The following is an 18,592-nucleotide window of genomic DNA, read 5'->3' on the forward strand; positions in this document are numbered from 1 at the left end:
CAGGGCTTTCCACGGACGCCACCCGGGGCCGGATCCTCATGCTCAACAAGCTCGTCACCAAGGTCATCGGCAGCCGCAACGAGCGCCTGCTCCGACGGCTGCGCAAGGTCGTCGACCGCATCAACGCCCTCGAGCCCGAGATCCAGGCGCTCGGCGACGAGCAGCTGCGCGCCAAGACCGAGGAGTTCCGCGAGCGCCATGCCGGCGGCGAGTCCCTCGACGACCTCCTGCCCGAGGCCTTCGCGGTGGTGCGCGAGGCGGCCCGGCGCACGCTGGGGATGCGCCACTTCGACGTGCAGCTCATCGGCGGCATGGTCCTGCACCAGGGCAAGATCGCCGAGATGCGCACCGGCGAGGGCAAGACCCTGGTGGCGACGCTGGCGGTCTACCTCAACGCTCTGCCCGGGAAGGGTGTGCACGTGGTCACCGTCAACGACTACCTGGCGCGGCGCGACGCCCAGTGGATGGGGCCGGTCTACCACGCCCTGGGGCTCAGCGTGGGGGTGATCCAGAGCTCCGGCGGGCTCGGCCCCGACAACGCCTCCTGGCGCTACAGCCCGGAGGGGGGCGGTCCGGACCCGAGCCACGAGTATCTGGTCCGCTGCACCCGCCGCGAGGCCTACCACTGCGACGTCACCTACGGCACCAACAACGAGTTCGGCTTCGACTACCTGCGCGACAACATGGCCTTCAGCCTCGAGGAGAAGGCCCAGCGCGAGCTGCACTACGCCATCGTCGACGAGGTGGACTCGATCCTCATCGACGAGGCGCGCACCCCGCTCATCATCTCCGGCCCCGCCGAGGGCGGCACCGAGCTCTACCAGCGCATCAATGAGATCGTGCCCAAGCTCACGCCGCAGAAGGAGGAGGACGGCCCCGGCGACTACAGCGTCGACGAGAAGTACAAGCAGGTCTACCTCACCGAGGAGGGGCACGAGAAGGCCGAGCGGCTGCTGGTGGAGGCGGGGCTGCTCAAGGAGGGTGACAGCCTCTACAGCGCCGCCAACATCGTGCTGATGCACCACCTCAACGCGGCGCTTCGCGCCCACGCCCTCTATCGGCGCGACGTCGACTACATCGTGCGCAACGGCGAGGTCATCATCGTCGACGAGTTCACCGGGCGCACGATGCCGGGCCGACGCTGGTCCGAGGGGCTGCACCAGGCCATCGAGGCCAAGGAGGGGGTGCCGATCCAGGCCGAGAACCAGACCCTGGCCTCCATCACCTTCCAGAACTACTTCCGCCTCTACGATAAGCTCGCCGGCATGACCGGCACCGCCGACACCGAGGCCTACGAGTTCCAGCAGATCTACGGCCTGGAGGTGGTGGTGATCCCCACCCACCGGCCGATGATCCGCAAGGATCTGCCGGATCTCGTGTTCCTCACGGCGCGGGAGAAGTACGACGCCATCGTGGAGGACATCAAGGGCTGCCGCGAGCGGGGCCAGCCGGTGCTGGTGGGGACCACCTCCATCGAGAGCTCGGAGTACCTCTCGGGGCTGCTCCGCAAGGCGGGCATCCCGCACCAGGTCCTCAACGCCAAGCACCACGAGCGCGAGGCCGAGATCGTGGCCCAGGCCGGCCGCCCCGGCGCGGTCACCATCGCCACCAACATGGCGGGCCGCGGCACCGACATCGTCCTCGGCGGCAACCTCCAGGCCGAGCTCAAGGCGCTCGGGCCCGAGGCCACGGAGGAGGAGCGCGAGCGCGTGCGCCGCGCGTGGCAGGAGCGGCACGACGCCGTCATCGCCGCCGGCGGGCTGCACATCATCGGCACCGAGCGGCACGAGTCGCGGCGCATCGACAACCAGCTGCGCGGCCGCGCCGGGCGCCAGGGCGATCCGGGGTCGAGCCGCTTCTACCTGTCCCTCGAGGACAACCTGATGCGGATCTTCGCCTCCGACCGCGTCGCCGCCATCATGCAGAAGCTGGGCATGAAGGAGGGCGAGGCCATCGAGCACCCGTGGGTGACCAAGGCCATCGAGAACGCCCAACGCAAGGTGGAGGCCCACAACTTCGACATCCGCAAGCAGCTGCTCGAGTACGACAACGTCGCCAACGACCAGCGCCGGGTCATCTACGAGCAGCGCAACGAGCTGCTCGCCGCCGACGACATCTCGGAGACCATCGAGAACATCCGCCGCGACGTCGTCAACAAGGTCATCGACGAGTACGTCCCGCCCGAGAGCATCGAGGAGCAGTGGGACGTCGAGGGCCTGGAGGAGGCCCTCGAGCGCGAGTTCGGCCTGCGCCTGCCGATCCGCCGGTGGCTCGAGGAGGACGAGTCGCTGCACGAGGAGACCCTGCGCGCGCGCATCCTCGAGGCCATGGTGGCGGAGTACCGGCGCAAGGAGGAGATGGCCGGCCCCGAGGTCATGCGCCAGTTCGAGAAGGCGGTGATGCTGCAGGTGCTCGATGCGCTGTGGAAGGAGCACCTGGCGGCCATGGACTACCTGCGCCAGGGCATCCACCTGCGCGGCTACGCCCAGCGCGACCCCAAGCAGGAGTACAAGCGCGAGGCCTTCGAGATGTTCGCGAACCTCCTCGAGCGCATCAAGCACGAGGTGGTGGTGATCCTCTCCCGCGTGCAGGTGCGCGCCGAGGAGGACGTGGAGGCGGTGGAGGCGCAGCGGCGCCAGAGCGCGCAGATGGAGTACAAGCACGCCGAGGCCTCGGCGCTCGCCGGTGCCGCCGCGGCCGAGCCGGCGGCGGCGGTGGCGGCGGGGGCGGGCGCGGCGACGGCCGAGCCGGCGCCGCGGCCGCAGACCTTCGTCCGCCCGGGGCGCAAGATCGGGCGCAACGAGCCCTGCCCCTGCGGCTCGGGCAGGAAGTACAAGCAGTGCCACGGCAGGCTGCAGTGAGGGACTGAGATGGCGGTGGGGCTGGACGAACCCGACAGGCTCGAGGCCGTGCCCGGGATCGCCTGGGGCACGGCGCGGGCGGGGCTGCGCAAGCGCGGGGGCGACGACCTCGCGGTGGCGGAACTCGCCGAGGGGGCGGTGGTGGCGGCGGTCTTCACCCGCAACGCCTTCGCCGCCGCGCCGGTGCTGGTGGCGCGGCGGCACCTCGCGATGTCGGAGGCGCGCATCCTCGTGGTCAACGCCGGCAATGCCAACGCCGCCACCGGCATCCAGGGGGTGCAGGACGCCGAGGCCGTCTGCAGCGAGGCGGCGCGTCTCGCCGAGTGCCCGGCCTCGGCGGTGCTGCCCTTCTCCACCGGGGTGATCGGCGAGCCGCTGCCGGTGGACGCGATCCGCGAGGCGCTGCCGCGGGCCTGGGCGGCGCGCGCGGCGGACGGCTGGCTCGCCGCGGCGCGGGCGATCATGACCACCGACACCGTGCCCAAGGGGGCGTCGCGCACCCTCACCGTGGGCGGGCGGCGCATCACCGTCACCGGCATCGCCAAGGGGGCGGGCATGATCCGGCCCGACATGGCCACCATGCTCGCCTTCGTCGCCACCGACGCGGCGCTGTCGCGCACCCAGGCCCAGGCCATGCTCGAGGAGGCGGTGGCCGAGAGCTTCCACTGCATCACCGTGGACGGCGACACCTCCACCAACGACGCGGCGGTGCTCGTCGCCACCGGCGCCTCCGGGGTCGAGATCGGCCCCGGGGATGCCGCGCAGCGGCGGCTGCGCGAGGCGGTCACCGCGGTCTGCCGCGAGCTTGCCCAGGCCATCGTGCGCGACGGCGAGGGGGCGACCCGGTTCGTCACCGTGGAGGTGGAGGGCGGGCGCGACGAGGCCGAGTGCCGGGCGGTGGCGTTCACCGTGGCCCAGTCGCCGCTGGTCAAGACCGCGCTCTTCGCCGGCGACCCCAACTGGGGGCGCATCGTCGCCGCGGTGGGGCGCGCGGGCCTGGCCGACCTCGATCCCGGCGGCGTCGACGTGGCCGTCAACGGGGTCTGGGTGGTGCGCGCCGGCGGGCGCGCCCGCGACTACCGCGAGGAGGACGGCGTCCGCGCCATGGCGGAGCCGGAGGTGACGATCCGCATCCGCCTCGCCCGCGGCGAGGCCCGCGCCCGCGTCTGGACCACCGACCTCTCCCACGACTACGTCCGCATCAACGCCGAGTACCGCACCTAGTGACGGCCGCCGCGCGCCTGCACGTGGTCGCCGGGATCCTGCGCGACGCCGCCGGGCGGGTGCTCGTCACGCGCCGTCCCGCCGGGCGCCACCTGGAGGGCCTGTGGGAGTTCCCCGGGGGCAAGCTGGAGCCGGGCGAGGCGCCGTTGGCGGGGCTTGCGCGCGAGCTCGCCGAGGAGCTCGGCATCCAGGTGCGCGAGGCCTGGCCGCTCATCGCCGTGCCCTGGGACTATCCGGAGCGGCGCATCCTGCTCGACGTCTGGGAGGTGCGCCGCCACGAGGGGCGGCCGCGGCCGCGCGAGGGGCAGGCGCTCGCCTGGGTGCGGCGCGAGGCGCTGGCAGGGCTCGCCATGCCGCCGGCCGACCGGCCGGTGCTCGGCGCGCTGGCGCTGCCCGACCTCTACCTCGTCACGCCGCCGCAGCTGCGCGACGAGGCGGCGCTGCGGGCCGGGCTCGAAAAGGCGCTCGCCCGCGGCGTGCGGCTGGTGCAGCTGCGGCTTCCCGGCGCCGCCGAGGCCACCGTGCGGCGGCTCGCGGCGGCGGCGCGCACGCTCTGCCGCGCCGCCGGGGCGCGCCTGCTCGTCAACGGCGATCCGGCGCTGGCCGAGGCGGTGGGCGCCGACGGCGTGCATCTGAGCGCGTCGTGGCTGCGGCGGCTGGAGGCCCGTCCGCTGCCTGCGCCGCAGCTCGTGGGGGCCTCCTGCCACGACCGCGCGGAGCTTGCCCGGGCGCGCGCCATCGGCGCCGACTTCGCGGTCCTCTCGCCGGTGCGGCCCACGCCCAGCCACCCCGACGCCCCGGCCCTCGGCTGGTCCCGCTTCGCCCACCTCGCCCGCGGGGCGGGGCTTCCGGTCTACGCCCTCGGCGGGGTCGGTCCCGCGGATCTGGCGCGGGCCCGCCACGCCGGGGCGCGGGGGATCGCCGCCATCCGCGCCCTCTGGCCCTAGTCCCGCGGCGCCGGGGGCGCGCCGCCGTCGTCGGCGCCCGGCGCGGGCTCCCCCGGGATGCGGTGCTCGCCGCCGAGCCAGGCCCCGAGATCCAGCATCCGGCAGCGCGCGCTGCAGAACGGGCGCCAGCGGGAGGCCGCCTCCCAGGGCACGGGGCGGCCGCATCGGGGGCAGGCGACGGTGGGCGCGCGGTGCCCGGCCACGGCGCCTAGAGCATGCAGCGGGCGAGGCGGAAGGCCACCTCGCGCTCGGTCTGCTGGGGCCGGCCTTCGCTTGCCGGCTCCATGAAGCGGATGGTGAAGCGGTGGCGCCCGGCGCTGATCTCGGGATAGAGGGCGAGATCGGCGGGCAGGATCACGCGCAGCAGCCGGCACGGCGTGGCGCTGTCGAGGTACTCCTGGTAGAAGCCCTCACGGGCCTGCTCGCGCGTGGGCAGCGCGCTTTCGCGCGTCAGGCGCAGGGTCAGCGCGATGGCCCGGCCGAGGGGGGCGAAGGCCGCAAGCCAGTCCTCGAGGTCGGCGTGCCGCCCCTCGGGCGGCTGCGAGAGCCAGCAGTGGAAGCCCGGCAGGTCGAAGGCGCAGGTGCCGCCGGGGATGGCGCTGCGCTGGCGCACCGCGAGGAGGAACTCGTTCTGGCGCAGCCCCTCGGCGATCTTGCCCGGGGTGCCGTGGAGGGTGCGGACGGCGGTGCGCAGCTCGTCCAGGGTCTCGCCCAGGCGCTCGCTGTCCACGTCCGGGTTGCCCCGCATGCGCTCGAGCACCGCGCACTGGCGCTCCAGCTCCTTGATCAGCTCCGATTTGAGGTCGGTGCGGGTGCAGATCTGGAGCATCTCGTTGATGGCGGCCACCGCGGCCCGGCTGTCCCAGGCCGAGCGGCCGCCCGCGTGGTGCTCGGCCTGGGCGAGCAGGGTCTCGAGCCGCAGCAGGGTGCGCGTGCGCTCGTTGAGGGGCTGTTCGTAGACCACGTGCACGGACACGCTCCCCGCAACCCGGCCGGCGTCGTTGGGCGGCTATTCTTTCACCCGCGCGGCGGCGGTGGCAAATCGGCCAGGGCGCGGTAGCGGGCGTGCAGGCGCGCCACGGCCTCGTCCAGCGCCTCCGGGGGGCCGTCGTTGACGATGACGTCGTCGGCGGCGGCGAGGCGGGCCGCCCGCGGGGCCTGCGCCGCGATCATGGCCCGGGCTGCGGCCTCGTCCATGCGGTCGCGGCGCACGAGGCGCTCGAGCTGCAGCCGCTCGGGGGCATCCACCACGAGGATGCGGTGGAACCGGTGCTGCGCCCCCGTCTCCACCAGCAGCGGCACCACGACGACGGCATAGGGTGCGTCGAGGCCCTCGAGACGGCGCTCGGTGCGCGCCCAGATGGCGGGGTGGAGGATCGCCTCCAGGCGGCGCCGGCTGGCCGGGTCCGAGAACACCAGGGCGCGCATGCGGCGGCGGTCGAGCCGCCCGGTCCGGTCGAGGACCTCGGGGCCGAAGGCCTCCACCACCGCGGCGAGGGCCGGCTCGCCCGGCTCCACCACCTCGCGTGCCACCTGGTCGGTGTCGATCACGGGGACGCCGAGACGGGCGAAGCGCTCGGCCACCGCGCTCTTGCCGCTGGCGATGCCGCCGGTGAGGCCGACCCGGAGCACGGCTTCAGAGGGTCGTGGGCCCGAGGTAGAGGGCCACGAGGGCGTCTCCCCAGAGCAGCGCGATCCAGCCGGCGGCGGCGAGAAAGGGGCCGAACGGCATGGGGGTGCCGCGGGCGTGGCGGCCCAACGCCATGAGGGCGATCCCCGCCGCCGCCCCCACCACCGACGAGAGCAGGATGATCAGGGGCAGCATCTGCCAGCCGAGCCAGGCGCCGAGCATGGCGAGAAGCTTGAAGTCGCCGTAGCCCATGCCCTCCTTGCCGGTGGCGAGGCGGAAGAGGTGGTAGACGAGCCAGAGGCTGAGATAGCCTGCGACGGCGCCGAGGACGGCGCTCTGCAGATCCACGAAGACCCCGCCCGTGGCCAGCAGGAGGCCGAACCAGAGCAGCGGAAGGGTGAGGGGGTCGGGCAGGATCTGGTGCTCGAGATCGATGAAGGCCAGCGCGAGCAGCGCCCAGGTGAGGGCGAGCGCCGCGGCGGTCTGCACGCTCCAGCCGAAGCGCCAGGCCACGAGCGCCGAGGCGAGCGCGGTGAGGGCCTCGAGCAGGGGGTAGCGCAGCGGGATGCGGCCGCCGCAGTGGGCGCAGCGCCCGCGCAGCACGAGGTAGCTCAGGATGGGGATGTTGTCGCGGGCGCGGATGGGATGGCCGCACTGCGGGCAGCGCGAGCGCGGCCGGGCGAGATCGTAGGGCTCGTGCCGGGGAGCGGGCTCGCCGCGAAGCTCGGCGCACTCGGCCTGCCAGCGCCGCATCAGCATCACCGGGAGGCGGTGGACCACGACGTTGAGGAAGCTGCCCACGGGCAGCGCGAGCACCGCCGCGGCCAGCGCCAGCAGGCCGGGGCTGGCCGCGAGGAGCTCGATGTCGCCCATGCCGCGCGGGACCCCGTGCGGCCCTCAGATGACGGTGCCCATCTTGAAGATGGGCAGGTACATGGCGGCGACGAGGCCGCCGATGAGCACGCCCAGCACCGCCATGATCAGCGGCTCGAGCAGGCTCGAGAGGGCGTCGACGGCGTCGTCCACCTCCTGCTCGTAGAAGTCGGCCACCTTGCCCAGCATCTCGTCGAGGGAGCCGGACTCCTCGCCGATGGCCACCATCTGCACCACCATGTTGGGGAAGAGGCCGGTCTGGCGCATGGCCACGGTGAGCTGCTGGCCGGTGGCGATCTCGTCGCGCATGCGCCGCACCGCGTCGCCGTAGACGCTGTTGCCGGTGGCGCCCGCCACCGAGTCCATCGCCTCCACCAGCGGCACGCCGGCGGCGAACATGGTGGAGAGGGTGCGGCAGTAGCGCGCGATGGCGGCCTTGGTGAGGATGCCGCCGATGACGGGGATGCGCAGCGAGAGCCGGTCCAGGCCGCGCCGGAAGCCCTCGGAGCGGCGGTGCGCCTCGCGCAGGCCGAAGCCCGCCGCCACCAGCGCCGCGAGGACCGCCCACCACCAGGCCTGGAAGAATTCCGACAGCTGGATCACGAGCCGGGTGAAGGCCGGCAGGTCGCCGCCGAAGCTGCGGAAGAGCTCCTCGAACTGCGGGATGACGAAGATGAGCAGGATGGCGGTGATGACGAAGGCGGTGATCAGCACCGCGGTGGGGTAGAAGAGGGCCTTCTTGATCTTGCCCTTGAGGGCCTCGGTCTTCTCCTTGTAGGTGGCGATCTTGTGGAGCAGGGTCTCGAGCACGCCGGCCTGCTCGCCCGCCGCCACCAGGTTGCAGAAGAGGTCGTCGAAGTGGCGGGGGTGCTTGGCGAGGGCGCTGGCGAGGGTGTTGCCCGCCTCCACCTCGGCCCGGATCGCCCCCACCATCTCCTGCATCGCCGGGTTCTCGTGCCCCTGGCCGATGATCTCCAGGGCCTGCACCAGGGGCACGCCGGCGGTGATCATGGTGGCGAGCTGGCGGGCGAAGACGGCGATGTCCTTGGGCTGGATCTTCTTCTTGCGGCGGCCGCCGAGGAGGGACTTCGGCTTGCGGCGCACGCGCGTGGGGTTGATCCCCTGGCGGCGCAGCATGGCCTTGACCAGGGCGTCGCTCGGCCCCGGCATCTCGCCGCTGACCTTGCGCCCCTGCCGGTCGGTGCCCTCGTAGACGAAGAGCTCCTGCTTGACCGCCTGCTCCGCCATGGGTTCAGTCCTTGGTCACGCGGTTGATCTCGGCGAGGCTCGTGATCCCGGCCTTGACCTTGTTGAGGCCGGAGCGGCGCAGGTCCGCGACACCCTCGCGCTCGGCCTGCTCGGCAAGCTGCATGGCGTTGCCCCCCTCCATGATGATCCGCCCCATCTCCTCCGAGACCGGCATCACTTGGTAGATTCCCACGCGGCCCTTGTAGCCGTCCGTGCACTGGTCACATCCTGCGGGCTCGTAGAGGGTGATCCCCTCCTCCACCTCGTCCTCCGTGAAGCCCTCGCGCAGCAGCTCGTCGCGCGGGATCTGCACCTCCCTCTTGCAGTTGCCGCAGAGGCGCCGGGCGAGGCGCTGGGCGATGATGAGGTGCACGGTGTTGGCGATGTTGTAGGGGGGCACGCCCATGCTCGCCAGCCGGGTGAGGGTCTGGGGGGCGTCGTTGGTGTGCAGGGTGGAGAGCACGAGGTGGCCGGTCTGGGCCGCCTTGACCGCGATCTCGGCGGTCTCGAGGTCGCGGATCTCGCCGACGAGGATGATGTCGGGGTCCTGGCGCAGGAAGGCGCGCAGGGCCTTGGCGAAGTCCATGCCGGTCTTGTCGTCGACATTGACCTGGTTGATGCCCGGGACGTTGATCTCCACCGGGTCCTCGACGGTGGAGATGTTGACGTTGGGCTGGTTGAGGATGTTGATGGCGGTGTAGAGGGTGACGGTCTTGCCGCTGCCCGTCGGGCCCGTGACCAGGACCATGCCGTAGGGCTTGTGGATGGCCTCGAGGAAGAGCCGCTTCTGCTCCTTCTCGAAGCCGAGGGCGTCGATGCCCATCTTGGCGCTGGAGGGGTCGAGGATGCGCAGCACCACCTTCTCGCCCCACAGCGTCGGGCAGGTGTTGACGCGGAAGTCGATGGCGCGGTTGCGCGACAGCTTCATCTTGATCCGCCCGTCCTGGGGGATGCGCCGCTCGGAGACGTCGAGGCGGGCCATCACCTTGATGCGGGCGGCGATGCGCGGCGCCAGCGCCACCGGCGGCGAGGCGATCTCGTGCAGGATGCCGTCCTGGCGGAAGCGCACGCGGAAGAACCTCTCGTAGGGCTCGAAATGGATGTCCGAGGCCCCCTTCTTGATGGCGTCGAGCAGCACCTTGTTGACGAAGCGCACCACCGGCGCGTCGTCGATGTCCGGCTCCGCCTCGTCGTGCTCCGCCGCCTCCTCGGCCGTGCCGATGTCGAGGTTGTCCAGGTCCTCGTCCATGAGATCGGTCATGGTCGTGTCCTGGGCCTCGAGGACACGGTCGATGGCCGCGGCGAGCTTGTCCTCCTCGACCAGGATCGCCTGCGTGATCAGGGCGGTGTGGAATCGCACCTCGTCGAGGCCGCGCTGGTTGGTGGGGTCGGAGACCGCGACGTAGAGCCGGTTGCCGCGCTTGTAGAGCGGCAGGATGCGATGCTGGCGGATGAGCCGCTCGTTGACCAGCTTGACCGGCGCCACCTCGAGGTCCATGGCGTCGAGGTCGAGCAGCGGCAGGCCGAACTCCTGGCTCGCGCTGGCGGCGATGGCGCGGGCCGAGACGAGCTTGTTCTCCACCAGGTAGCCGACGAGACTCGTGCGCTGGCGGGCCGCCTGCTGCAGGGCCTTGCGCGCCTCCTCCTCCGGCAGCAGGCCGTCCTGGACCAGCCGGCGCGCAAGCCCGGGGAGGTTGACGATGGGTTGCGTGGTGGCCATGGCGTGCCGGCTTCGCCTCGCTGTCGCGCCGCGCCTGCGGGAAGCTGCCTCACGATAGGCACGACCCTTACAAAAATCAAGGCGTCGGCGTCGGTTGCCGATGCCTTTGCCGAAGGCCGGGCGTTGCCCTAGGATCCGGCCCACGAGCGGGGGAGACCAGGATGGCCTTGCGTACGGTGCTCGTGACCGGAGGTGCCGGCTTCATCGGCTCGGCGGTGGTGCGCCAGTACATCGCCGAGACCCCGGTGACGGTGGTCAACGTCGACCGGCTGACCTATGCCGGGAGCCTCGCCTCCCTCGGCGCCGCCCGCCACCACCCGCGCCACCGCTTCGAGCGCGTCGACGTCTGCGACCGCCGGGAGCTCGAGCGGGTCTTTCGCGAGCACCGGCCCGATGCGGTGATGCACCTTGCCGCCGAGACCCATGTCGACCGCTCCATCGACGGTCCGGCCGAGTTCGTCCGCACCAACGTGGTGGGCACGCAGGTGCTGCTGGAGGTGGCGCGCGGCTACTGGTCGGAGCTCGAGGGCGAGGCCCGCGCGCGCTTCCGCTTCCATCACGTCTCCACCGACGAGGTCTACGGCGAGCTCGGGCCGCAGGATCCGCCCTTCCGCGAGGGCGCGCCCTACCGCCCCAGCTCACCCTACGCCGCGACCAAGGCGGCGGCCGACCACCTGGTGCGGGCCTGGCACCGCACCTACGGCCTGCCCGTGCTCGTGAGCAACTGCTCCAACAACTACGGCCCGTACCAGTATCCGGAGAAGCTGATCCCGCGGATGATCCTCAACGCCCTCGAGGGGCAGGCGCTGCCCGTCTACGGCCGTGGCGACAACGTGCGCGACTGGCTCTATGTGGAGGATCACGCCCGGGGGCTGCGGCTGGTGCTGGCGCGGGGCCGGGTGGGGGCCACGTACCACATCGGGGGCCGCGCCGAGCGCACCAATCTCGAGGTGGTGGAGGCGATCTGCGAGCTGCTCGACCGCCTCGCGCCGGACGGGCGGATCGGGCCGAGGCGGCGGCTGATCCGGTTCGTGGCGGACCGCCCCGGGCACGACCGGCGCTATGCCATGGACAGCACGCGGATGGAGCGGGAGCTCGGGTGGCGGCCCGCGGTGACCTTCGCCGAGGGGCTGGAGCGGACCGTCCGCTGGTATCTGGCGCATCCGCGCTGGTGGCGGGCCGTGCTCGAAGGCGCCGACCCGCAGCGGCCGGCGGCGGGCGACGCCCATCGGTGCGCGGGGGCCGGGTGAGGCGGTGCGCATCCTCATCGACATCAACCATCCGGCGCACGTCCACTTCTTCCGTCATCCGATGGCGCTCCTGCGCGAGCGCGGCCACGAGGTCGTGGTCACGAGCCGGGACAAGGAGGTGGCCCTGCCCCTGCTCGAGGCCTTGGGGATCGAGCACCGGGCGCTGTCGGCACACCGCGGGGGCGGTGCCCTCGCGCTGCTGAGAGAGCTCGTGCAGCGGGATCGCGCCCTCGTGCGCATCGCCCGCGCGGAGCGCATCGAGCGCATGGCCGCCATCGGCGGCACCTTCGTCGCCCACGCGGGTGCCCTGCTGCGCATCCCGGCGCTGGTCTTCTACGACACGGAAAACGCCAGGCTCCAGAATGCCATCACCTATCCCCTCGCGGCCCGGGTCCATGTGCCGCGCTGCTACCGCGGATGGCTGCCGCGGCGCCACGCCCGCTACGCCGGCTACCACGAGCTTGCCTACCTTCATCCGAGCCGCTTCACCCCGGACCGCGAGGTTGCGCGCGCCAACGGCCTCGCCGACGACAGGCCGACCTTTCTCGTCCGCACCGTGGCCTGGACCGCCAATCACGATCTCGGCGAGCGCGGGTGGAGCGCGGCGCTGCTGCGGGCAGTGGTCTCCCACCTCGCCGCCGCCGGCCGCGTCCTCGTCTCCGCCGAGGGGGCGCTGCCTCGGGACGTGGAGCCGTACCGCTACCGCGGCGCCCCCGAGGCGCTGCATCACGTCATGGCCTTCTGCCGCCTCTATGTGGGCGAGTCGGCGACCATGGCCTCGGAGTGCGCGGTCCTCGGGGTGCCCGCGATCTACGCCGCGCACACGGGGCGCGGCTACACCGATGAGCAGGAGCTGCGCTACGGGCTGGTGCGCAACGTGCGCGAGCTGACGTGGGCGGCGATGCGCGAGGCGATCGAGGCCATGCTGGGTGCGCCGCAGGGGCATTGGCACGAGGCGCGGGCGCGGCTTCTCGCCGACACCATCGACGTCGCCCGCTACGTCGCCGACGCCATCGAGCGCTACCCCGAACTGCCCCGGGGAGCGCCCTGACCGATGTGCGGGATCGCGGGCTGGTTCGCCACCGGGCGGCGCGAAGGGGCGGCCGCGATCCTCGAGCGGATGGCGGACCGGCTCGCCCACCGGGGTCCGGACGGACGGGGCGTCTGGAGCGACGCCCATGCAGGCCTTGCGCACACGCGGCTTGCCGTCATCGATCCCGAGGGCGGGGCCCAGCCGCTCTGGGACGCCGAAGGGCGTGCGGTCATCGTCTTCAACGGCGAGATCTACAATCACGAGGCCCTGCGCCGCGCGCTCGTGCGGGAAGGCGCCTCCTTCCGCACCCGATCCGACACCGAGGTGGTGCTCCAGCTCTTTCTTCGCCGAGGGGTCGAGGGGCTCGCGCGCCTGCGCGGGATGTACGCGCTGGCCCTGTGGGAGCCGGCGGCCCGCCGCGGGTGGCTTGCCCGCGACCCGCTGGGCATCAAGCCGCTCTTCGTCCAGGAAGCGGCCGATACCCTGCGCTTCGGTTCCGAGGCCAAGGCGATCCTGGCCGATCCGGGGGCCGGATCACCGCGGCTCGACGAGGCCGCGCTGCACCTGCTCCTCAACCTCCGCTATCCCGCCGGCGAGACCACGCTGTTTCGGGGCATCCGCCAGGTGCCGCCGGGCACGGTCCTGGAGTGGCGCGACGGGCGGGTGCGCCGGCATGCCATCCCGGAGGCGGCGGCGGGCGATGCCCCGCTGATGGAGGCGATCCGCGACAGCGTGCAGGCGCATCTCGTGGCCGACGTCGCCGTGGGCGCCTACCTCTCGGGGGGCATCGACTCGGCCACCGTGGTGGCCCTCAGCGGACGCCCCCTGCCCACCTTCACCCTCGACGTGGGGGACGACCCGCGCGAGGCGGAGCATGCGGCGCGGACGGCCGAGCTCCTGGGCGTGCCCAACCGGCGCGAGGCCCTGCGGCTCGACCTCGCGGAGGAGCTTCCGCGCCTCGTCTGGCACCTCGAGGCGCCGAAGATCAACGCCCTGCAGTCTGCGCTGGTGGCCCGCTGCGCCGCCGGTGCGGTGAAGGTGGCGCTTTCCGGACTCGGCGGCGACGAGCTCTTCATGGGGTACCGCATCCACGGCCTCATCGCCAGGGCGCAGGCCCTGGCGCGGCTTGCGCCCCCGCCCCTTGCGGCGCCGGCCGGGGCCATCGCGGCCGCCGCGGCGCGCACCCTCGGCCGGGCCGAATGGAGCGAGCCCGAGCGGGCCGCACTCGCCGTCGCCGCCCTCGGCGACTGGCCGCGGGTCTACGGCCTGCTGCGCAACCTGTGGGACGACCCGCGGCGGCGCCGGCGCATCTACGGCCCGCGGATGCTGGATGCGGAGCTCCCGGACGCCTGGCGCTGGCTCGCCGCGCACTGGCCCGAGGCCCCGACGCCGCTCGCCCAGACGGAACGCTTCGAGTGGCGGCACAAGATGGTGAACGACCTGCTCTGGAACGAGGACCGCGTGAGCATGGCCTGCGGCATCGAGGTGCGGGTGCCGTTCGTGGACGGGCCGCTTGCCGCGCGCGTGCGCCGTCTCACGCCCGAGGCCCGCATGCCGCGGGGCAGGCTCAAGGGGCTGCTGCGCGAGGAGCTCCGCAGCGTCCTGCCGCGGGAGGTGCTCGAGCGCCCCAAGAGCGGCTTCCAGCTGGACGCCCCGTCGTTCTTCGCCGAGCGGTTGGCGCCCCTGGCGCGGGACTGGCTCTCCCCGGAGCGCATCCGCCGGCACGGCCTCTTCAACCCCGACTGGATCGCGAGGACCATGCGCCTGCCCCCGCAGCGGCGGCACCGCTGGCATTTCTTCATGCTGTATCTGATGCTGCTTACCCATCTGTGGATCGAGGTGTTCGAGCAAGGCCGCTAGGCGGCTATCCGCAGCCCGGCATTACGAAGGCGGACGCCCGTTCCGTTGGCTCGATCTTTCTATCTCATGGAGATCTCTCCGGTGCTCGCGGAATCGGAGCCCCGCCCGCCTCGTAGTGCGCTGCTCGGTGCACCGGCCTCCTCGGACCGGCCCTCAGCACGGAGGGTGATGCAACCAGTCCTCGCGCCAGGGTCGCCGGGAACGGATCCAACCCAGCGCCTCGGTGATGCCGGCAAGCCACGCCGCGGCCGCCTCGCGTTCACCGCGGAGTCGGGCTGCCAGGCTACGGGTTCCATAGAGGGCGACCAGCAGCGTGAGGCTGCCGAGCCGGCGCAAGGGGTGGTGCCTATGAACGTGGTACATGCTCCAGAGGGTGTTGGCCGCCTGCCGCCGCGCGCGCCCGGGATTGCGCGCCGAGTGATGATGGTGAACAACGAAGGCGGTTTCGAGGTAGCGCACCCGGGCGCCCGCCATGCAACAGCGCAGCGAGAAGAGGCTGTCCTCGAAGTAGATGCCTAGCGCTTCGTTGAAGCCACCGACGCGGAACGCCAGGTCGCGGGGAACGACCATGTTGTTGGAGCTTGCCACGTTGGCCCAGCGCACGGGACAAGGGATGCTTACCCCGATCCACGTACGCCGTCGCGGTCCCCATTCACGGGTGCCGTCAGGACGCACAACCCGGCCACTGAGCAGCAGATCCGGCGCGAGGTGGGGGCGCACCTGCTCGATCCAGTTGGGTGGGACCACACAGTCGGCATCGAAGAAGGCGACGTAGGGGGCCCGGGCGTGTTCGAGGATCCGGTTGCGGGTGTGGCCGGGCCCGCGATTCTCGTGGTTGCGGAAGCTTCGCACCTGTGGGTAGGTGGCACGGACCCGGGCGTGCAGGTTGGCGGGATGCGCGTCGTCACCGACCACGATCTCATACGGGATGTCGGTGCGCTGGGCCAGCAGCGAGTTGAGGAGGCGCTCCAGGGTCTCCCAACGGTCGTAGGCTGGAACTCCAAGCGTGATCAGCGGGGAACAGGTGGCGTTCATGGGCGTTTCGGCAAGCTGAATGCGTGGGGTGGCCACAGGTTGGCGGCGACGTGGAGACCGTAGACCAGGATTACGGTGAGAATCCGGCCGGCGAGACTTGCCGCGAGTACGGTGGCGGCGGCGACTCCTGCGCTGTCCAGGAGGTGGATGTAGGCCGTTTCCAGCACCCCGATGCCTTGGACCGAGATTGGCACCAGCGATAGCAGCTGGACCGCCGCCACCGACCCGACGGCGACGGGGTAGCCCACCTTGCCGCCAAACGCCGCCAGGAGAAACATCAGCGACCAGCCGACGATAAGCAGCCGCACCAGCGTCACCGCGAGGTTGCCGAGGAGCAGTCGGCGGCTTTCCGGGTGGGGGATCAGCTTGATGACGCGAACGAGGCGGGCCAGGGGGCGGCGCAGACGGCGGTAACGCAGCAGAATGGCCAGGAGTCCACGCCGGGTGGCGAGCCAAAGCGCCGCAACGAATGCGAGGAGCCCGCCTGTGATGAGCGCGACTCCGACGCGGGGGTCGAGCAGCAGGGTGACGGCGCCGCCGCCGACCAGGACCATGACCAAGAGCGTGATCAGCTTATCGAGGGTGACGTACACGAGGCTGTGGGCCGGGGGCACAACATCGCGCAGGAGGAGCGCGATGGTGAAATCGCCGGCACGGCCCGGCAGGAAAAGTGCGTAGTAGCAGGTTGTGAAAAAGGCACGCCAATAGAGCCGGGCCGGGGGTGGTCTCTCGGCTGCGAGGAAGAACAGCAGCCACAGGGACAACCCGTTGAGGACGAAGCCCGTGGTGGTCATGACGGCGGCTGCTGCGAGCGGCGCGGCGCGGGCGGAGACGAGAGTCTGCGCCAGTGCTTCCGGGCCAATGGAGCCGACGAGATAGGCGGTCAGGCCCGTGGCCACGGCGATCTGGAGAAGGCGCTGTATCGTTTGCATTGGGGGTCAGCGGGGGCACTCCACGGGCTGGATCCGGGTCCGCAGGGTTTCCCCTGGCGCGGCCTCCAGCGAGGCGCGCACTGTCCAGCACGGGTACCGGATGCCAAACAGCGGCGAATGCCAGCCCGCCGGTACCCGGTCATCGCCGCGCCAGCGTTCCACCTGGGCGTTGGACGGAAGGTCCAGACGCAGCGCCAAGCCGTTGCGCTCCAGCACGAACCGGTTCTGCGCCAGCTCGTGCAGCTCGACTTCCGGATGGAGATGGTAGTGGAGTCGCACGGGCCACGGGCCCTCACTCTCGAGCCAGTCCTCCACGGTCAGCGTGACCGACCTGGGTTCGAGGTGCAGCCGCCTGTGATGGATGACACGCACCTTGCGCCAGCCCTCGTGGCGGCCTTGGAACACCACATCTCCGGGCCCATCGGCCCACGCCTCCAGCGTGCCTTCGACTGGATCGAGCCAGATCATTGCGCCTCCGCTGCGGGCCTGGTTCCAGTCGCGGACCTGGAGCGTGTTGTGTGCGGCGGTGCTTCGGAAGTACTCGCGCCACCGCCGGCCCTTGAAGTGGTAGCCGTAGGTGCCGGGGTCGATTAGGAAGGCCAGGCCGCGGTGGAAGAGCACGAAGGAGAGCATGTCGGCATGGGCATGGGCGTGCAGCGGTCGGAGCCCCATGGGGCCGCAGCGTACGATTGCCGCCGTCGCCTCTTCCTCGCGGCGGCCGTCGGCGAGGATGAAGAACCCGCTCGCACGCAGGGCCTGAGAGTGGAGCTGCCGTGGTGCTGGCCGGACGCGCTCGAGCCAGGCGTAGTCGTCTTCCGCGAGCCACCAGGGCAGGCGCTGGCTGCCGCACCAGCCCTGCGGCAGCAGCGTGCGATCCCGGAAGACCGCCGCGCCGAGGGCGAGGACGGAGACGAACAGATCCTCGTGCTCAAAGCTGAGGTAATGGATGTCGGTGGTGATCTCGTGGCCGTGGTCGCCGAAGGCAGGGACCTCTCCACGGGAGGTGACGAAGGTTCGCAGAACCGCTACGGCTCGATGGAGACGTTCGGCTGCCCGTTCCGGGAACGGGACGCCGAGGTGGCGCGCGGCCAGCAGCACGAGCAACAGATATTCCACGACATACCGGTGATAGGAGAGGCTGCGCTCGAAGTGTAGGCCGTCGTCGAGAAACTGCCGCTCAATTTCAGCTGGGAGCCGATCCAGGGTGAGCTTGCGCCAGCGGTGCGCCCGCGGCAGCTCAGGCAGGCAGTGTCCCAGGAAAAACAGGCCCCACAGCTCACCCAGCAGATGGTTGCCGGCGCTGCTGCCGAAGGACAGGTGCTTCTCGATAAACACGCCCTGAAGATGGAGAGAGCGAGCGAGTGTTGCCGGCACGCGCCGCATCCCCAGTAGGCAGAAGATCAAGCACCAGTTGGTGACGCGGATAGCGGTGTGCAGGGGGTCCGCCCAGTTGATGCCGACCATGTAGGGGTTGCACCGGACCCAGTCCTCAAGCTGGGCGAGCACGCACTTGGCCGGGAGCCGCGCAAGGGCTGCGGCCTTGGCGAGGTGGACGAGGTGATAGTGCCGGTTGAGGGTGCCGAGGAACTGCATATTGGCCTCCTCGTACATCCTCTTGAATATGTACCGGCGTCCCATGATTCGGGGCAGCCGACGGCGGCGGTCGGCGCAATAGTTCCAGGGGTCTTCGGGCGGGAGATCGTAGAGTACGCCGTTGGCCGCGAAGCGGCCGGCGAGCAGCTGCAGGAGGGTCTTCCCATGCCATGGGTTGTTCTCCCAGATGGCTGTCAGCCGCTCGGTGCAGCAGCGCCGGAGGGGGGCGCGGAAGGGCTGCTCCCCGATCGCAGGGGTGAGGCGGTCTCGCAGCAGCAGGTACTCGACAAGATCGCGGCCCTGCTCCAGCGCGCGCAGCACCACCTCGCCCGGATGCATCAGCCGGATGCGGTTGAGCAGATAGGTCGACACGGCCTTGTTGGCGA

Annotated in this window: 15 protein-coding genes; 6 read left to right on the forward strand and 9 right to left on the reverse strand. The window is 71.5% G+C overall.

Going from position 1 to position 18,592, the window contains the following annotated elements:
- The first annotated feature begins 38 nt into the window (after window positions 1–38).
- Genes secA through EDC57_RS11760 form a run of 3 tightly spaced genes read left to right on the forward strand, consistent with a single transcriptional unit; the run spans window position 39 to window position 5,032 of the window.
- The gene (secA, locus tag EDC57_RS11750) at window positions 39–2,861 is read left to right on the forward strand and encodes a preprotein translocase subunit SecA (RefSeq protein ID WP_123402091.1); all 2,823 of its coding nucleotides are present in this window, start codon (window positions 39–41) and stop codon (window positions 2,859–2,861) included.
- A gap of 9 nt (window positions 2,862–2,870) precedes the next feature.
- Window positions 2,871–4,085 carry a bifunctional glutamate N-acetyltransferase/amino-acid acetyltransferase ArgJ gene (gene argJ, locus EDC57_RS11755; protein ID WP_123402092.1) on the forward strand — a complete coding sequence of 405 codons (1,215 nt, stop codon included), beginning with the start codon at window positions 2,871–2,873 and terminating at the stop codon, window positions 4,083–4,085.
- The gene (locus EDC57_RS11760) at window positions 4,085–5,032 is read left to right on the forward strand and encodes a Nudix family hydrolase (RefSeq protein ID WP_123402093.1); all 948 of its coding nucleotides are present in this window, start codon (window positions 4,085–4,087) and stop codon (window positions 5,030–5,032) included. The genes argJ and EDC57_RS11760 overlap by 1 nt, the downstream gene beginning before the upstream one ends.
- Here the strand turns inward: EDC57_RS11760 and EDC57_RS11765 are convergent.
- Genes EDC57_RS11765 through pilB form a run of 6 tightly spaced genes read right to left on the reverse strand, consistent with a single transcriptional unit; the run spans window position 5,029 to window position 10,503 of the window.
- Window positions 5,029–5,235: a DNA gyrase inhibitor YacG gene (locus EDC57_RS11765; protein WP_123402094.1), complete on the reverse strand. Its 207-nt coding sequence runs from the start codon at window positions 5,233–5,235 to the stop codon at window positions 5,029–5,031. The genes EDC57_RS11760 and EDC57_RS11765 overlap by 4 nt on opposite strands.
- Before the next feature lie 5 nt (window positions 5,236–5,240).
- Window positions 5,241–6,002: a cell division protein ZapD gene (zapD, locus tag EDC57_RS11770; protein WP_170165137.1), complete on the reverse strand. Its 762-nt coding sequence runs from the start codon at window positions 6,000–6,002 to the stop codon at window positions 5,241–5,243.
- A gap of 47 nt (window positions 6,003–6,049) precedes the next feature.
- The gene (coaE, locus tag EDC57_RS11775) at window positions 6,050–6,664 is read right to left on the reverse strand and encodes a dephospho-CoA kinase (RefSeq protein WP_123402096.1); all 615 of its coding nucleotides are present in this window, start codon (window positions 6,662–6,664) and stop codon (window positions 6,050–6,052) included.
- A gap of 4 nt (window positions 6,665–6,668) precedes the next feature.
- The gene (locus EDC57_RS11780) at window positions 6,669–7,535 is read right to left on the reverse strand and encodes a prepilin peptidase (RefSeq protein ID WP_123402097.1); all 867 of its coding nucleotides are present in this window, start codon (window positions 7,533–7,535) and stop codon (window positions 6,669–6,671) included.
- A gap of 24 nt (window positions 7,536–7,559) precedes the next feature.
- Window positions 7,560–8,783, reverse strand: coding sequence for a type II secretion system F family protein (locus EDC57_RS11785; RefSeq protein ID WP_123402098.1), 1,224 nt, complete (start codon window positions 8,781–8,783; stop codon window positions 7,560–7,562).
- Between the two features lie 4 nt (window positions 8,784–8,787).
- A complete protein-coding gene (gene pilB, locus EDC57_RS11790) occupies window positions 8,788–10,503 on the reverse strand; it encodes a type IV-A pilus assembly ATPase PilB (protein WP_123402099.1) in 1,716 nt (571 codons plus the stop codon).
- Window positions 10,504–10,664: 161 nt separating this feature from the next.
- On the opposite strand from pilB, the gene rfbB reads away from it, so the two are divergent.
- The 3 genes from rfbB to asnB are packed head-to-tail and all read left to right on the forward strand — an operon-like array spanning window position 10,665 to window position 14,646.
- Complete coding sequence (gene rfbB / locus EDC57_RS11795; protein ID WP_342768988.1) at window positions 10,665–11,753, forward strand: dTDP-glucose 4,6-dehydratase; 1,089 nt, start codon at window positions 10,665–10,667, stop codon at window positions 11,751–11,753.
- A 4-nt stretch (window positions 11,754–11,757) separates the two neighbouring features.
- Window positions 11,758–12,804, forward strand: a complete 1,047-nt coding sequence (locus EDC57_RS11800; RefSeq protein ID WP_170165138.1) for a DUF354 domain-containing protein — start codon at window positions 11,758–11,760, stop codon at window positions 12,802–12,804.
- 3 nt (window positions 12,805–12,807) lie between these two features.
- Window positions 12,808–14,646 carry an asparagine synthase (glutamine-hydrolyzing) gene (asnB, locus tag EDC57_RS11805; RefSeq protein WP_123402101.1) on the forward strand — a complete coding sequence of 613 codons (1,839 nt, stop codon included), beginning with the start codon at window positions 12,808–12,810 and terminating at the stop codon, window positions 14,644–14,646.
- 153 nt (window positions 14,647–14,799) lie between these two features.
- Here asnB and EDC57_RS11810 read toward each other — a convergent pair whose 3' ends face one another.
- The 3 genes from EDC57_RS11810 to EDC57_RS11820 are packed head-to-tail and all read right to left on the reverse strand — an operon-like array spanning window position 14,800 to window position 18,578.
- On the reverse strand, window positions 14,800–15,681 hold the full coding sequence (locus EDC57_RS11810) for a glycosyltransferase family 2 protein (protein WP_123402102.1): 882 nt from the start codon (window positions 15,679–15,681) through the stop codon (window positions 14,800–14,802).
- On the reverse strand, window positions 15,678–16,613 hold the full coding sequence (locus EDC57_RS11815) for a lysylphosphatidylglycerol synthase transmembrane domain-containing protein (protein ID WP_123402103.1): 936 nt from the start codon (window positions 16,611–16,613) through the stop codon (window positions 15,678–15,680). Before EDC57_RS11815 ends, EDC57_RS11810 begins: the two co-directional genes overlap by 4 nt.
- 6 nt (window positions 16,614–16,619) lie before the next feature.
- On the reverse strand, window positions 16,620–18,578 hold the full coding sequence (locus EDC57_RS11820) for an alginate lyase family protein (protein WP_123402104.1): 1,959 nt from the start codon (window positions 18,576–18,578) through the stop codon (window positions 16,620–16,622).
- Between the last annotated feature and the right edge of the window lie 14 nt (window positions 18,579–18,592).

Source organism: Inmirania thermothiophila, from assembly GCF_003751635.1.
Classification (GTDB): domain Bacteria; phylum Pseudomonadota; class Gammaproteobacteria; order DSM-100275; family DSM-100275; genus Inmirania; species Inmirania thermothiophila.

Bases quoted from the DNA above. Each gene is read 5' to 3' on its own strand.
- secA (WP_123402091.1), top strand. From the start codon at position 39: ATGCTCAACAAGCTCGTCACCAAGGTCATCGGCAGCCGCAACGAGCGC.
- argJ (WP_123402092.1), top strand. From the start codon at position 2,871: ATGGCGGTGGGGCTGGACGAACCCGACAGGCTCGAGGCCGTGCCCGGG.
- EDC57_RS11780 (WP_123402097.1), bottom strand. From the start codon at position 7,535: ATGGGCGACATCGAGCTCCTCGCGGCCAGCCCCGGCCTGCTGGCGCTG.
- EDC57_RS11785 (WP_123402098.1), bottom strand. From the start codon at position 8,783: ATGGCGGAGCAGGCGGTCAAGCAGGAGCTCTTCGTCTACGAGGGCACC.
- pilB (WP_123402099.1), bottom strand. From the start codon at position 10,503: ATGGCCACCACGCAACCCATCGTCAACCTCCCCGGGCTTGCGCGCCGG.
- rfbB (WP_342768988.1), top strand. From the start codon at position 10,665: ATGGCCTTGCGTACGGTGCTCGTGACCGGAGGTGCCGGCTTCATCGGC.
- asnB (WP_123402101.1), top strand. From the start codon at position 12,808: ATGTGCGGGATCGCGGGCTGGTTCGCCACCGGGCGGCGCGAAGGGGCG.
- EDC57_RS11810 (WP_123402102.1), bottom strand. From the start codon at position 15,681: ATGAACGCCACCTGTTCCCCGCTGATCACGCTTGGAGTTCCAGCCTAC.
- EDC57_RS11815 (WP_123402103.1), bottom strand. From the start codon at position 16,613: ATGCAAACGATACAGCGCCTTCTCCAGATCGCCGTGGCCACGGGCCTG.